A 15,327-nucleotide genomic window follows, 5' to 3' on the forward strand; every position below is an offset into this window, starting at 1 on the left:
GTCCCGGAAACGGGAATCAGATACCCAGCAGCTTCTTCACCCGGCGGACGTCGGCAGGGGCGACGGCCTCGGTGCCTTCCAGACGGCGGGTCCGGCGGGAGGACTTGTACTCGAACAGGTGCCGGCGGTTGGCCTGCTGACGGCGCAGCTTGCCCTTACCGGTCACCTTGAAACGCTTGGAAGCGCCGCTGTGGCTCTTCATCTTCGGCATGGCAACCTCAATCTGTGTCGTGCCCGCGCAGGGGCGGACCAGGTGTACTGATCAGCGTTATTGCGGGCTCGACGCAATATCGCTGCGGCGTACGCCGCGAGTGCGGCGGTGCGCCGCAGTGTTCACGGCTACGCCGTTGTTATTGCGCGACCGGCCGACCGGCATTCGGCGCCGCGCCGCCGGACTGCGGCCGGGCCGAATCCTGCGCGGCCTTGGCCCGCGTCTTCGCGCCCTTGTGCGGGGCGAGGACCATCGTCATGTTGCGGCCGTCCTGCTTGGCCGAGGTCTCGACGAAACCCAATTCCGCCACATCGGAGGCCAGCCGCTGCAACAGCCGGAAACCGAGTTCGGGCCGGGACTGTTCGCGTCCCCGGAACATGATGGTGACCTTGACCTTCGCCCCGGCTTCCAGGAAGCGCACGACGTTGGACTTCTTGGTCTCGTAGTCGTGATTGTCGATCTTGGGCCGCAGCTTCTGTTCCTTGATCACGGTCTGGACCTGGTTCTTCCGGGACTCGCGCGCTTTCTGCGCGGTCTCGTACTTGAACTTGCCGTAATCCATGATCTTGCAGACCGGCGGACGTGCGTCCGGTGCGACCTCTACGAGGTCCAGGTCTGCCTCCAGGGCGACGCGGAGTGCATCTTCAACACGCACGATCCCAACCTGTTCTCCGCCGGGTCCGATGAGCCGGACCTCGGGAACACGAATGCGATCGTTGATGCGGGTCTCAGTGCTGATGGGGCCTCCTAGGTCTAGCGGTGTCATCCGACGACCGCTCGAAATGAACCCCTTGTTCAACACGAAAACCCCGTCGCGGTATTTCACCGCCGACGGGGCCCGATGTCGACCGATCCACGCAGGTGCGATACCTGCGCCACACTCCCGGTTCATCCGGGACCGTGATCCCACCGCGAAGGCGGGTGACCGGACCGTTTGACCAGGCGATCCCTCGCCGGCAACGGTGGGAGTCGGGCTCCACTTGTCTGCCCCGGACAGGACCGGGGCGGTCGTCGCCGACGAGTCTAACAGTTCCGCACCGGATGAACGAATCGCCCGGTCGCAGCCCGGTACGAAAACCGGTTGCCCATTCGCGAGGCCGCCTGACAGGGTCGACGCCGTGAGCAGCCGACGCGACCTACTCCGCTGGCAGTTCGACCTGGTCTGGTCGCTGTCCCAGCTCCATTTCGACGCCCTGACCGACGACGATACCCACTGGGCACCCGCGGAGGTGATCTGGACGGTCCACCGCGGTCCAGACGGGCGCTGGCGCCCGGATTTCGCCGAAACCGAACCCGATCCGATCCCCGCGACCACCGTTGCCTGGCTGACCTGGCATATCGGCTGGTGGTGGAGTTCGGCGATCGCGCACGCCGAGCAACGGCCGGTACCCGACCGCACCGAGGTCTACTGGCCGGGCGATACGGCGGCCGCCCTCGCCTGGATCAACGACCTACGCGAGCAGTGGCTCGGAGTCCTCGACGGAAGCGATGACACAGAACTCGAACGGGCCACGTCCTACCCGTGGCCGGCCGACGCGGGACTCACCCGCGCTCACCTGGCGGCATGGGTCAATGTGGAATTGCTGAAGAACGCGACCGAGATCGGCCAGTTGCGGATACTGCGCGCGGCCGGGACGGCGGACCGGTAGAAACGAGGCGCGGCGCACATCCGCTCACGACCCCGGCACGGCTGCCGCCGAGGCGCGCTTAGGCTGAACACCATGACCGAACAGCCCGAGGGCGATGTGCGCGAACTGGCCGAGATCCCCGCCGTGGAGGTGATCAGCCGGGCAGCGGTGATGCTGATGAGTGCGGCTGCGGAGAAGCTCGGGCTCGGCGACGACGATCCCGAGAACAGTCCGCGCCGGGATATGGACGAGGCGCGGCGCCTCATCACCGCTTTGGCGGGTCTGATCACCGCATCGGTGGAGTACCTCGGACCGCACGCCGGGCCGCTCCGGGAGGGTCTGCAATCACTGCAGAAGGCCTTCCGGGAGAGTTCCGCCATACCCGACGCCCCGGGGGCCGGCCCCGGCGAGAAGTACACCGGCCCGGTCTACTGACGGATACCCTCGCACGATTCCGGGCGACTGCGCGGTTCGCGGGGCCGCCATGTTGCGGTTACCGGCGCCCCGGTGCCGGTGACCCGGGGCGCCGATGCCCTCAGCGCAGCGCAGCGGCCTTGCGGGCCAGGCGCTTGGCCTTCTGCGGGTCCGGCGATTTCGCCGCGTTCTCGGACGATTCCGGCGCTTTCGCGGTCTTCTTCGCCGCCGGCGCCTTCTTGGCCGTGGACTTACGTGCCCGTGCGGTATCCGGTTTCACCGCACCCGTCTCCGTCGCCGGCGACGTGGCCGCGGGCTGTGCCAGGATCTCCTTCAGGAATTCACCCGTGTAGCTGCCGGGGGTAGCGGCGATATCCTCGGGTGTCCCCTCGCCGACCACTGTTCCGCCGCCGGACCCGCCCTCGGGTCCCATATCGATCACCCAATCCGCTGTCTTGACGACGTCCAGGTTGTGTTCGATGACGATCACGGTATTGCCCTTGTCGACCAGGCCGTTGATCACCGCGAGCAGTTTGCGGATGTCCTCGAAGTGCAGGCCGGTGGTGGGTTCGTCGAGGATGTAGACCGTGCGGCCGTTGGAGCGTTTCTGCAGTTCGGCCGCCAGTTTCACGCGTTGCGCCTCACCACCGGAGAGGGTGGTCGCGCTCTGGCCCAGGCGCACATATCCCAGGCCGACATCGACGAGGGTGGCCAGATAGCGGTGGATCGAGGTCACCGGTTCGAAGAACTCGGCGGCCTCCTCGATCGGCATATCCAAGACCTCGGCGATGGTTTTGCCCTTGTAGTGCACCTCGAGGGTTTCCCGGTTGTAACGTGCGCCCTGACAGACCTCGCAGGGCACGTACACATCCGGCAGGAAGTTCATTTCGATCTTCAGGGTGCCGTCGCCGGAGCACGCCTCGCAGCGGCCGCCCTTCACGTTGAACGAGAACCGGCCCGGCTGATAGCCGCGCACCTTCGCCTCGGTGGTGGCGGCGAACAGGCTGCGGATCTTGTCGAACACCCCGGTGTAGGTGGCCGGATTGGACCGCGGGGTACGGCCGATCGGCGACTGGTCCACCCGCACGAGTTTGTCCAGTTGATCCAGCCCGTTGACCCGGGTGTGCCGGCCCGGCACCTGGCGCGCACCGTTCAGTTTGTTGGCCATCACGGTCGCCAGGATGTCGTTGACCAGCGTGGATTTACCGGATCCGGAGACCCCGGTGACCGCGGTGAGTACACCCAGCGGGAACGCCACATCGATACCGCGCAGATTGTTCTCGTGTGCACCGACCACGGTGACCCGCCGCTTCTTGTTCACCGGCCGCCGCAGCATCGGGATCTCGATACGCTCCCGGCCGGAGAGATACGCGCCGGTGAGCGAGGCCGGATCGGCGAGCAGTTCGGAATAGGGACCGCTGTGCACCACCTGGCCGCCGTGTTCACCGGCGAACGGGCCGATATCGACGACCCAGTCCGAGGCGCGGATGGTGTCCTCGTCGTGTTCGACGACGATCAAAGTGTTGCCCAGGTCTTTCAGCCGGGTCAGTGTTTCGATGAGCCGGCGGTTATCGCGCTGATGCAACCCGATCGAAGGTTCGTCCAGTACGTACAGCACTCCGACCAGCCCGGACCCGATCTGGGTGGCGAGCCGGATCCGCTGCGCTTCCCCGCCGGAGAGAGTGGCCGCGGCGCGGGACAGGGTCAGGTAGTCCAGGCCCACATCGAGCAGGAAACCCAGCCGGGCCTGCACCTCTTTGAGAACCTGACCGGCGATGGCCGCCTGGCGCTCCCCCAAGGTCAGCGCGTTCAGGAACTGCGCGCAGTCGCGAATGGAGAGTTCGCTGACCTCGGCGATGGATTTCCGCTCCGGCCCGGCGGACAGCGTCACGGCCAGGATCTCCGGCCGCAGGCGCGCGCCGTGGCACACCGGGCACGGGACATCCCGCATATAGCCCTCGTAGTGCTCCTTCATCTGCTCGGATTCGGTGTTGTCCAGCCGCCGCTGCAGGAACGGCATCACGCCCTCGAAATCGGCATAGTAAGAGCGTTTCCGGCCGTACCGGTTGGTGTAGACGATATGGACCTGGTCCGAGCTACCCTCGAGCACCGCTTTACGCGCCCGGGCCGGTAGTTCGCGCCAGGGAGTGTCCAGATCGAAGCCCTGGGCGGCGGCCAGCCCGGACAGCAGGCGCAGGAAGTACTCGGCGCTCTGCCCGCGCGACCAGGGCGCGATGGCGCCGTCGGCCAGGCTCAGTTCCGGGTCGGGAACGACGAGTTCCGGGTCGACTTCCTTGCGGATACCGAGACCGGTGCAGTCGGGGCAGGCACCGTAGGGCGAGTTGAACGAGAACGACCGCGGTTCCAGATCCTCGATATCGAGGGCGTGGCCGTTCGGGCAGGCCAGTTTCTCGGAGAAGCGGCGTTCACGATCGTGCGCGTGTTCGTCACGGTCCACGAAATCGAGGACGACGATCCCGTCGGCCAGGCGCAACGCGGTCTCGATGGAATCGGTGAGCCGCTGTTTGGCGGCCGGTTTGACGGCGAGGCGGTCGACCACCACCTCCACATCGTGTTTCTCCTGCTTCTTCAGCTTCGGCGGATCGGTGAGCGGATACACCACCCCGTCCACCCGGACCCGGGAGTAGCCCTGCGAGTTCAGTTGGTCGAACAGATCGACGAACTCGCCTTTACGGGTACGCACCACCGGCGCGAGCACTTGGAAGCGGACGCCGGGCTCCATGGCCAGCACCTGGTCGACGATCTGCTGCGGGGTCTGTTTGGCGATGAGCTCGCCGCACACCGGGCAGTGCGGGACACCGGCGCGGGCGTAGAGCAGGCGTAGGTAGTCGTGCACCTCGGTGATGGTGCCGACGGTGGAGCGCGGGTTGCGGTTGGTGGATTTCTGGTCGATCGAGACGGCGGGTGAGAGACCTTCGATGAAATCCACATCGGGTTTGTCCATCTGGCCCAGGAACTGCCGGGCGTAGGCGGACAGCGATTCCACGTACCGGCGCTGCCCCTCGGCGAAGATCGTATCGAAGGCCAGGCTGGACTTCCCCGACCCCGACAGGCCGGTGAAGACGATCAGACTGTCGCGGGGCAGGTCGAGGTCGATCCCTTTGAGGTTGTGCTCCCGCGCGCCGCGCACAGTCAGGCGTTCCGCCACCAGGTCGGTCCCTTCTCGTATCTGTTCGTCGTCGCGCCGGCAGGCGCGCCATGATGTCGTTCCGCTGGAGCCGCCGCGACCGGCCCGGTACGGGCGGCGGCGCAGAAGACGGCCGGTACTGCCCGGTCGTCGCTTTCGGCTCGGGCCGCGGATCGGCCCGCGATGATGCTAGGACGGCCCACCGACAAGTTTCGCCGAACGGCCGGCCGCCGGCGGATACGGCCTGAATCCACGGACTGCGCGGCCCGGGCAGCGTACTGTCCGCCCCTACCGGACGGGGCGCCGGGCGAGCCGGACCGACTCCTATCTCCCAGGGTAGGTCAATCGGGCCGGGCACCGGGGCGTGTCACCGATCACGCCGGTCCGGCACCGGCTGCGACCGGGCCGCCCGGCACCGTCCGACCGGCCGTACCGACCGGACAGTCTCGTGTCCCAGCTGTGACCGTGACCGCACGATCCCGGCAATGGACATAAGATCGGTGATGAAGTCCGATGTCCCGCACAGCATCTCCCTCTCCGGTTCGCAACCACTCGGCACCGCCGGGAACACGTTGTGACGTGATCGCCGGAGACAGCCTGTCCACAGGACGAGCTCTACGCGTGTGGATACCGGAGTAGTGCCGTGTTTGAATGTCCGGGTCAGCCGACGATGGGGGTTGGTATGGGAGATCGCAGGGCCTCCGCCGCCGAGCAACTCGCGCATCGGTATCGGTCCCTGGTCGAGCACTCCCCCGACGGGATCTGTGTCCACGAACGCGGCATCGTGGTCTACGCCAACCCCGCATGCCTGCGGATCCTGGGTGCGAAGAACCTCGCCGAAGTGCTGGGTCAGGACATCGCCCGCTTCGTACACCCCGATTCGCGCCGGACCATGTTCGAGCGGATCGCCGGCCTCACCGCAACCGGTATCGCCACCGACCCCACCGAGATGATCCTGCTCGCGCTGGACGGTCGCGAGGTGCCGACGGAAACGGTGTCGGTGCTCACCGCCTGGCACGACCGCCTGGCCTACCAGGTGGTCATCCACGACCTGTCGGCCCAGCGGCGCGCCGAACGGGCCCAGCGCCGTGCCGAACAGCACTTCACCACCGTGGTGGCGCAGCTCGAAGAAGGCGTGGCGGTCATCTACCAGGGCGGCATCATCGGCTCCGCGAATCCGGCCGCCCGGCGCATCCTCGGCATCGACGACCAGATGCCGGTGGTCGGCTCCAGGATCGCCCAGTTGCCGGTGGAATGGCTCGACGCCAACGGCGCACCGATGCCCCCCGCCCGGCATCCGGTCGCGCGGACTCTCGCGACCGGCGAAACGGTCACCGCCTTCGTCTTCGCGATCGGCCGGCCGGACGGCCGCCGCCGCTGGCTGAGTGTGTCGAGCCGACTGCTGGCTCCCGACGAGCCCGGTGCGGCGGCGGTGTGCTCGTTCACCGATATCACCGAGTATCTGGCCGGCCGCCGCCAGCTCGAATACCAGGCCACCCACGATCCGCTGACCGGACTGGCCAATCGGTCGCTCATCCTGTCGCAGCTGTCGGGGGCGCTGGCCGCCAGCGGGGCGCACCGCCGAGTGTCCACCGTGATGTTCATCGATCTGGACGGCTTCAAATCGATCAACGACACGATGGGCCACGCCATCGGCGATACGGTGCTGCGGATCGTGGCCCACCGGTTGCAGCGCGCACTGCGGGCCGAAGACCTCGTCGGCCGCCTCGGCGGTGACGAATTCCTCGTCCTGCTGGCCGGGCGCCCCGGCGACGGCGAACTCGAACCGCTGGTGCAGCGGCTGCGCGCGGCCATGGCGGAACCGATCGTCGCGCGCGGGCACCGGATCGCGGTCAATGCCTCCATCGGGGTCACCACACTCGAACCGGGCGATACCCGCACGCCGGAAGCGGTACTGCACGACGCCGATATTGCGATGTACGAAGCCAAACCGCCGGGCCGCCACGATGCCACCCGCGGGCGGGGGCTGCGCGGCGACAACAGCAACGTCTCCTGACAACAGGCCGCCGACCTGCGCAAACTTCATGTCGCCGGAGTCGGCAGTAGACTCGACAACTCTGTGCACACCACAGCGCGACGGGTGCACTACACATTTTCGTGTCCGCCGAACTTGTCCCGCCGTGGGTGAGAAGGAGCCAGAACTTGCCCGACAACCGCACCCAGGAACGCGCAGGCGCCCTGGACGCCGCCGAGTCACCGCAGGATGCGGCGACCCGTGATATCGATCAGGAGCAGGCGCACCTGTCGGTGCTGTACGACCGGCTGGACGGTATGCGCGCCTACGCCGACCAGCGGTTGCGCACGGTACTGCTGGAAACCGGCGGCACCCCGCAGGCGCGTACCGAACGAGAGTCGTTCACCCAGCTCTACACCGAGGATCTGGCCAAATACGATGCCGCCGAGCACGGCCTGTGCTTCGGCCGGATCGATCTCACCGACGGCGAGGACGGTCCCGAACAGCGCTATATCGGCCGCCTCGGCATCCTCGACGAGGACAACGACTACGAAACCCTGCTCCTGGACTGGCGCGCCCCGCTGGCCCGGCCGTTCTACCTGGCCACCACCGCCGCGCCCGACGGCGTGGCCCGCCGGCGCCATATCCGCTCCCGCAACCGCCGGGTGACCGCGGTCAACGACGAGTATCTGGACCTCGACGCCGCCCGCCGCGCCGGTGTCACCGCCTCCGACGGCGGGGTCGGCAGCGAGAGCGCCCTGCTCGCGGCCCTGAACGCCGCCCGCACCGGGCATATGTCCGACATCGTGGAAACCATCCAGACCGAGCAGGACGCGATCATCCGCGCCGAGCACAAGAGCGTGCTGGTGGTGCAGGGCGGGCCGGGTACCGGTAAGACCGCGGTCGCGCTGCACCGCGCCGCATACCTGCTCTACACCTATCGCCAGCAGTTGGCGAAGAGCGGTGTGCTGATCATCGGCCCCAATGCCACCTTCCTCGACTACATCGGCCAGGTCCTGCCGTCCCTCGGTGAGACCGGCGTGCTGCTGTCCACCATCGGCGACCTGTACCCGGGAGTGAAGGCGACCCTGGAGGATTCGCTGCGCGCGGGCGAGATCAAGGGGTCGCTGCAGGTTCTCGACATCCTGAAGAACGCCGTCCGCGACCGGCAGGAGGTGCCGCGCGAACCCATCACCCTGACCTTCGACGGCTATCCGGTGACCCTGGACCGCAAAATCGTGACCCGCGCCCGGGGCCGGGCCCGCTCATCGCGCCGTCCGCACAATCTGGCCCGGCCGATCTTCGTCTCGATGGTGATCGAAGCACTCACCGACCAGCTGGCGCAGACCATGGGCGCCGACCCGCTGGGCGGTGGCCGCAGTCTGCTCAGCGCCGCCGATCTCAGCGAGATCAGCGACGAACTACGCGCCGACGCCACGGTCACCCGGGTGCTGGCCGAATTGTGGCCGCTGCTCACTCCGCAGCAGGTTCTCGGCGATCTGCTCGCCGATCCCGAACGGCTCGACCGCGCCGCCGGCAAAATCCTCGACCCTGCCGACCGCGCAGAACTCCTGCGCACCGGCAGCGGCGAGTTCAGCGCCGCCGACGCGCCACTGCTCGACGAACTCGCCGAACTCCTGGGCACCGACGACGCAGAGGAACGCGAACGGGCCCGGCGGCGGTGGCGCGCCCAGCTCGCCGAGGCCCAGGATGCCCTGGACATCCTGACCGGTTCGGCCCCGCAGGATCTGGAGGACGAACTCGACCCGGAGATCCTGATGGCCTACGACCTGATCGATGCGAGCCAGCTCGCCGAACGTCAGCAGGTTCGCAACCGGCAGACCACCGCCGAACGGGCGGCCGGCGACCGCAGCTGGACCTACGGGCATGTGATCGTGGACGAGGCACAGGAACTATCGGAAATGGCCTGGCGCATGGTGATGCGCCGGATCCCGAACCGGTGGGTCACCGTGGTCGGGGATATCGCACAGACGGGCGACCCGGCGGGCGCGCATTCGTGGGCGCAGATGCTGGAACCCTATGTGGCCAAACGCTGGAAACGCACGGAGCTGACGGTGAACTACCGCACGCCGGCCGAGATCATGGCGGTCGCCGCGGATGTGCTGGCCGCGATCGACCCCACTGCCCAGGTCCCGCGCTCGGTGCGGGAAACGGGCTGCGTACCGCGCGCGCATCGGGTGGCCGCGGCGGAGATCGCGGCGACACTGGCCGGTCTGCTCGCCGCGGAGCAGGGCCCGGGCACCGCGGCGGTACTGGCCCCGGCCGAGCACGTCGGCGAGCTGGCCGAGCTGGCCGGTGAATCGGTGCGGGTACTGACGGTGACCGAGGCCAAGGGCCTGGAATTCGATGCGGTGTACCTGGTGGAGCCGAGCGCGGTGATCGCCGAGTCACCGCGCGGCCGAAACGATCTGTACGTCGCCCTCACTCGCGCGACCCAGCGGCTCACCGTGGTGCACAGTGCCGACCTCCCGCCCGAACTGGGTCGACTCGCCCACTGACCCGGACCGCGTTCGACCGCGCCGGGCGTGCGGCGTCGTCGGACATTCGACCGAAACCGAGCATTGGACCGGATCGGGCGCTCGACCACGCCGGGCGTGCTCGCCGACCGGTACGAGTTCAGAGCCGGCCATCAGCCCCGGCCCGGGCCGCCCGGCGACACCGACCATCGAAGGGACCGCTCCGAGCATCCCCGTGCCGTGAGTTGCACCACCCGAGTCGGTCGGTCGGGCCGGCGAGCGATGCACCCCTGCTTCAGTACGGAAAGTTCGCGGCACCGGTCGGGCTGAAGCCGGTTTTGTGGCGTGCCGCCCGGATGCACCGGTCGGCTGTGCCCCACCCGCATTTCGCCCCGCCCGGAACATGTTCCGGGCGGGGCGAAATGCGGCCGTTGCGCGGCTCAGCGCACCGTGTGCACGATCAGGACATCGGATTTCGATTTCCGCGCCACATCCGAGGGCACCGAACCCAGCAATCGCCCGGCCAGCGTATTCAGGCCCCGGTTACCGACCACGAGAAGATCGGCCTGTGTTTCCTTGACCAGGTCCAGCAGGGATTCGACCGGTTCTCCGACGATCGCCTTCTCGACGATCTCCTTGGCGCCGGCCGCCACGGCCCGATCCCGGGCGGTGCGCAGAATCTCGTTGGTGGGCGCCGAACCACGAACCTGATATGCCTCGTCCTTGAGCATATCGCTCGCGGCGGCGACGTCACGGTCGTCGGTCGGGTAGTAGGCGCAGGCCACGATCAGTGTCGAACCCGCAGCTCCCGCCAATGCGGCGGCCTTGTCCACGGCGACGTACGACGAGTCCGAGCCGTCGGTACCGACGACAATGGTCCGGTAGGCGGTCATTCTCTCCTCCAACTGTGCGGGGTATAAACGCGGCTGCACCGAACGCTGCCGGAAAGTCGGCAACGGCGCAGCGACTGCGTAGACCATAGCCGTAACAGAGGCCCGAGTAACTGGATTCGTTCTACATCACATTGCGCCGTGGCGGCATCGGTGTTTCACATTTTTGCCGACGGCGGCGACAGCGGCCGTATCTACCTGGACGTTCCCGTCACCACGCGAACGAACATGTGACACGTCACAAGAAGGGCGAACACCATTGTCGCCGTGGGATTTTCCTCACAGCGTGGCCGTACCCGGGGACCGCACCGGTTCACCGAATTGCGAATACGGGCCACGGTCAGAACAGCGGACCGGTAATCGTCAGCCCCAATTCCTCGGTATGCGCGAAAAAGCCGAACAGCATCACCAGGGCGCCCGCGAGCGCCAGGTCCTTGTTGAACTGGATGGTCTCCGACTGGGTCGCTTCCGGATCGGTTTCCTTCCAGAAACTGTGCATCATGATCATGGTGGGCACGATCATCACCAGCAACAGCAAGGCGCCCAGATCCGCCCAGATTCCCAGCAGAATGCTGATACTCCCGAGCAACATGAGCACACCCGAGGCCCGGACCGCCATCTCCGGCATGGGTACGCCCTTGGACTGCGCGTAGCCGGCCATGGCTTTCGTCTGGGTGAAATGCCCCAGCGCCGAGCTCAGGAAAAGGATGACGAACATCACCCGGCCGATCAATACCACGACATCCATGTGCAGCTCCTAGCTCTCGCCGACGGGTACCGCTTACATGTCGAATCCGAAATCCGATTATGAGGCAGGCAGCACCTTGGAAGTCACCTCATCGCGCGAGCGTAACGAATTCTTGGCATATTCCAGCGGTGCCATTCCGACCTCGGCGGCGAACTCGCGGGTGAAATGGGCCTGATCGAAATACCCCAGGTCGGCAGCGAGCGCGGCGAGATCGGCGGTGCGGCCGCGGGCGAGCAGATCCGCACCGTCCTGCAGCCGGTACCGGCGCAACACCCATTTCGGTCCCGCACCGATGTACCGGCGGAACAGCCGCTGCAGCGTTCGCGCCGAAACACCGAAACGCTCGGTGACGCGATCGACCCGGGTGAGCTCCGGATCGTTCGCCATCGCGGCCGCGATCCGCAGCACGAGCCGGTAGTTCGGGTCGGCGCGCCGGGGGCGGATACTCAGATAGTCCTCCACCAGCCGGCGCCGGTCGGTATCGGCGGGCGTGGCCAGCACCTGATCGGCGAGATCGCCGATATCGGGCAGTACGTCCGCGGCGGGCACGGCCCGGTCCCGCAGCCCGCACACGTCGACACCGGTGAAAGCCCCGAATCCGCCGGGGCGGAATCGCACCCCGAAGGTCTCCCCGCGACCGGCGAGCTCCCGGACGAATTTCCGGGTGCACACACCGTTGACGAACCCCCCGTAACGATCACCGTCGCGCTCGAAAGTGAGATGCACACACGGAAACGGGAGCACCTCGGCAAAGTAGGGCGCACGCCCGCGCATATCCCAGCGCACGGCCCAATACCACTCGACGTAATCGGCCACCGCCGCCCCGGGTGCCAACCGCTCCAGGGTGCGATAACGCTCCTGTTCGTGCGGATGCAGAATCGCCTTCCGATCGCCCGGTGCGGGCGCGGGGCGCGGTGCGAATCCCGGGCCGCTCACGACACCGGTCCCGGGCTACGGGGCGGTTGTTCAGCGATTCCGTCCGCTGCATGCAGTCGGGCACGCCGAGATCCGCCGGCATGGGAAACCTGTCGCTTTCTTACAAGAACCCTTCGATTCACCTCGGCAGACTCGAACACATGAGCGAAACAGTGAATCCGATTCCCGACGGCTACCACTCGATCAACGTGTTCATCGCCGTTTCGGACGGCAACGCCGCGATCGATTTCTACAGTGCCGTCTTCGGCGCCGAGGTGATCTCCCGCAACGATATGCCCGGCGGCCAGCCCGCCCATGCCGAACTGCAGATCGGCGATTCGACGATCCAGATGGGTATGCCGGTACCGGACCAGAACGTACTGGCCCCCACCGGCGAATGGGTACACACCTCGCTGGTGCACTACTGCCCGGATGTCGACGCGGTCATCGCCCGCGCCCGCGAGCACGGCGCGAAGGTCGCCGAAGATCCGGCCACCTTCGTCACCGGTGACCGCTACGGCGCCCTGCTCGACCCGTTCGGCCACCGGTGGGTGGTGATGACCCGCGTGGAAGACGTCTCCCGCGAGGAGGCCGAACGGCGGGTCGACGAATGGATGGCCGCCCAGGGCTGACCGTCCGCGGGAACACGGCGCGGTCATTTCAAACCGGCCGCGTCCATACCGCGCAGCTCCTTCTTCAAGTCGGCGATTTCGTCGCGGAGCCGGCCCGCGAGCTCGAACTGCAGTTCGCGGGCCGCGTTCATCATCTGATCGGTCAGTTCGGCCACCAGATCGGCCAGTTCGGCCCGCGGCATCGACTTGATATCGCGCCCCTCCACGATGCCCGCGCTCACCGCCCGGCCCGGTTCGCCCTGGGCCCGCCGGCCGCGGCTGGCATTACGGCCCGATCCGCCCACCGCCACCTCGTCGTCGGCTTCGGAGTAGACCTGATCGAGAATATCGGCGATCTTCTTGCGCAGCGGCTGCGGATCGATCCCCATTTCCGCGTTGTAGGCAAGCTGTTTGGCCCGGCGGCGTTCGGTCTCGTCGATGGCGTCACGCATCGAGTCGGTGATCTTGTCGGCATACATGTGTACCTCGCCCGAGACATTGCGGGCGGCGCGGCCGATCGTCTGGATGAGGCTTTTGGTACTGCGCAGGAACCCTTCCTTATCGGCGTCCAGGATCGCCACCAGCGATACCTCGGGCAGATCCAGCCCCTCCCGCAACAGGTTGATACCGACCAGCACGTCGTACTCGCCGAGGCGTAGCTGGCGCAGCAGCTCGACGCGGCGCAGGGTATCGATCTCGGAGTGCAGATAGCGCACGCGCAGGCCCAGCCCGAGCAGATAGTCGGTGAGATCCTCGGCCATCTTCTTGGTGAGCGTGGTGACCAGGACCCGCTCGTCGCGTTCGATCCGCAGCCGGACCTCGTGCACCAGATCGTCGATCTGGCCCTTGGTGGGTTTGACCACCACCTGCGGATCGACCAGACCGGTGGGACGGATGACCTGTTCGACCACCTCGCCACCGGCGCGGCCGAGTTCGTAATCGCCCGGCGTGGCCGAAAGGTACACCGCCTGACCGATCCGCTCGGCGAACTCCTCCCACGTCAACGGCCGGTTGTCCACCGCCGACGGCAGCCGGAAACCGTATTCGACGAGATTGCGCTTCCGCGACATATCGCCCTCGTACATACCGCCGATCTGCGGCACCGTGACATGCGATTCGTCGATGACCAGCAGGAAATCGTCGGGGAAATAGTCGAGCAGGGTGGCCGGGGCCGAACCCGCGGGCCGCCCGTCGATATGCCGCGAATAGTTCTCGATACCCGAGCAGAAGCCGACCTGACGGATCATTTCCAGGTCGTATTGGGTGCGCATCCGCAACCGCTGCGCCTCGAGCAGTTTGCCTTTGCCCTCCAATTCGGCCAGCCGTTGTTCGAGCTCGGCTTCGATATCGGTCACCGCCCGGGCCATCCGATCGGGACCGGCCACATAGTGCGTGGCCGGGAAGATACGCACCATATCGACCTTGCGCACCACATCCCCGGTGAGCGGGTGCAGATAATACAGTTCCTCGATCTCGTCGCCGAAGAATTCGATCCGCACCGCCAGTTCCTCGTAGGACGGGATGATCTCGACGGTATCGCCGCGCACCCGGAACGAACCCCTGGTGAACGACATATCGTTCCGCGTGTACTGGACGTCCACCAGCATGCGCAGGAACGCGTCCCGGTCGACCTCCGCGCCCACCTCCAGCAGCACCGACCGATCCAGATACGACTGCGGGGTGCCCAGACCGTAGATGCAGGACACCGACGCCACCACCACGACATCGCGCCGGGACAGCAGTGCGGAGGTGGCCGAATGGCGCAGCCGCTCCACATCGTCGTTGATCGAGCTGTCCTTCTCGATATAGGTATCGGTCTGCGCGATATAGGCCTCGGGCTGGTAGTAGTCGTAGTAGGAGACGAAATACTCCACCGCGTTGTGCGGGAGCATTTCGCGCAGCTCGTTGGCCAGCTGCGCCGCGAGGGTTTTGTTCGGGGCCATCACCAGCGTGGGCCGCTGTAACCGTTCGATGAGCCAGGCCGTGGTGGCGGATTTACCGGTACCGGTGGCGCCCAGCAGCACCACATCGGGCTCCCCGGCCGTGATCCGGCGTTCCAGCTCGTCGATCGCGGCCGGCTGATCACCGGCAGGCCGGTACGGGCTGACGACCTCGAACCGCCCGCCGGTCCGCTCGATCTCGCCGACCGGGCGGAACTCCGATTTCGCCAGGGGAGTCTGCCCGTCGGCCTCGGTGCCGGTGACGCCGGCCGCACGGAGTTCGGTTGCGAATGCCATATGCCCAGACTAAGCCCGACCACCGACACTCTCCCCGGCCTCCACCGCGGCAGCGGTCACACCGCCGGATGGG

The 15,327-nt window shown here is 66.9% G+C and carries 12 protein-coding genes; 5 read left to right on the forward strand and 7 right to left on the reverse strand.

Going from position 1 to position 15,327, the window contains the following annotated elements:
- Positions 1-16: 16 nt before the first annotated feature.
- Complete coding sequence (rpmI, locus tag IU448_RS21845; protein WP_033245213.1) at positions 17-211, reverse strand: 50S ribosomal protein L35; 195 nt, start codon at positions 209-211, stop codon at positions 17-19.
- 139 nt (positions 212-350) lie between these two features.
- Positions 351-977, reverse strand: a complete 627-nt coding sequence (gene infC / locus IU448_RS21850; RefSeq protein WP_195057908.1) for a translation initiation factor IF-3 — start codon at positions 975-977, stop codon at positions 351-353.
- 352 nt (positions 978-1,329) lie between these two features.
- Between infC and IU448_RS21855 the strand changes: the two genes are divergently transcribed.
- Positions 1,330-1,860, forward strand: a complete 531-nt coding sequence (locus tag IU448_RS21855; protein ID WP_195057556.1) for a DinB family protein — start codon at positions 1,330-1,332, stop codon at positions 1,858-1,860.
- A gap of 72 nt (positions 1,861-1,932) precedes the next feature.
- Complete coding sequence (locus tag IU448_RS21860; RefSeq protein WP_195057557.1) at positions 1,933-2,274, forward strand: DUF1844 domain-containing protein; 342 nt, start codon at positions 1,933-1,935, stop codon at positions 2,272-2,274.
- A 100-nt stretch (positions 2,275-2,374) separates the two neighbouring features.
- On the opposite strand, the gene uvrA is transcribed toward IU448_RS21860, so the two are convergent.
- Entirely contained in the window at positions 2,375-5,422 is a 3,048-nt protein-coding gene (gene uvrA, locus IU448_RS21865; protein ID WP_195057558.1) for an excinuclease ABC subunit UvrA, read from the reverse strand.
- A 661-nt stretch (positions 5,423-6,083) separates the two neighbouring features.
- Here uvrA and IU448_RS21870 point away from each other — a divergent pair.
- Together IU448_RS21870 and IU448_RS21875 are read left to right on the forward strand one after the other, a co-directional pair.
- Entirely contained in the window at positions 6,084-7,418 is a 1,335-nt protein-coding gene (locus IU448_RS21870) for a diguanylate cyclase domain-containing protein (protein WP_195057559.1), read from the forward strand.
- 146 nt (positions 7,419-7,564) lie between these two features.
- Positions 7,565-9,895 (forward strand): HelD family protein, encoded by a 2,331-nt coding sequence (locus IU448_RS21875; RefSeq protein ID WP_416383035.1) that lies wholly within the window; start codon positions 7,565-7,567, stop codon positions 9,893-9,895.
- 398 nt (positions 9,896-10,293) lie between these two features.
- Here IU448_RS21875 and IU448_RS21880 read toward each other — a convergent pair whose 3' ends face one another.
- From IU448_RS21880 to IU448_RS21890, 3 genes are all read right to left on the reverse strand, one after another.
- Positions 10,294-10,746: a universal stress protein gene (locus tag IU448_RS21880; RefSeq protein WP_195057560.1), complete on the reverse strand. Its 453-nt coding sequence runs from the start codon at positions 10,744-10,746 to the stop codon at positions 10,294-10,296.
- 337 nt (positions 10,747-11,083) lie between these two features.
- The gene (locus IU448_RS21885; RefSeq protein WP_195057561.1) at positions 11,084-11,491 is read right to left on the reverse strand and encodes a DoxX family protein; all 408 of its coding nucleotides are present in this window, start codon (positions 11,489-11,491) and stop codon (positions 11,084-11,086) included.
- Positions 11,492-11,548: 57 nt separating this feature from the next.
- Positions 11,549-12,427, reverse strand: a complete 879-nt coding sequence (locus tag IU448_RS21890) for a DUF6597 domain-containing transcriptional factor (RefSeq protein ID WP_195057562.1) — start codon at positions 12,425-12,427, stop codon at positions 11,549-11,551.
- A 140-nt stretch (positions 12,428-12,567) separates the two neighbouring features.
- Here IU448_RS21890 and IU448_RS21895 point away from each other — a divergent pair, with 140 nt between their 5' ends.
- The gene (locus tag IU448_RS21895; RefSeq protein WP_195057563.1) at positions 12,568-13,038 is read left to right on the forward strand and encodes a VOC family protein; all 471 of its coding nucleotides are present in this window, start codon (positions 12,568-12,570) and stop codon (positions 13,036-13,038) included.
- Between the two features lie 23 nt (positions 13,039-13,061).
- Here the strand turns inward: IU448_RS21895 and uvrB are convergent, their stop codons facing one another.
- A complete protein-coding gene (uvrB, locus tag IU448_RS21900) occupies positions 13,062-15,254 on the reverse strand; it encodes an excinuclease ABC subunit UvrB (RefSeq protein WP_228813909.1) in 2,193 nt (730 codons plus the stop codon).
- Positions 15,255-15,327: the final 73 nt, after the last annotated feature.

This window comes from Nocardia flavorosea (assembly GCF_015477805.1).
Classification (GTDB): domain Bacteria; phylum Actinomycetota; class Actinomycetes; order Mycobacteriales; family Mycobacteriaceae; genus Nocardia; species Nocardia flavorosea_A.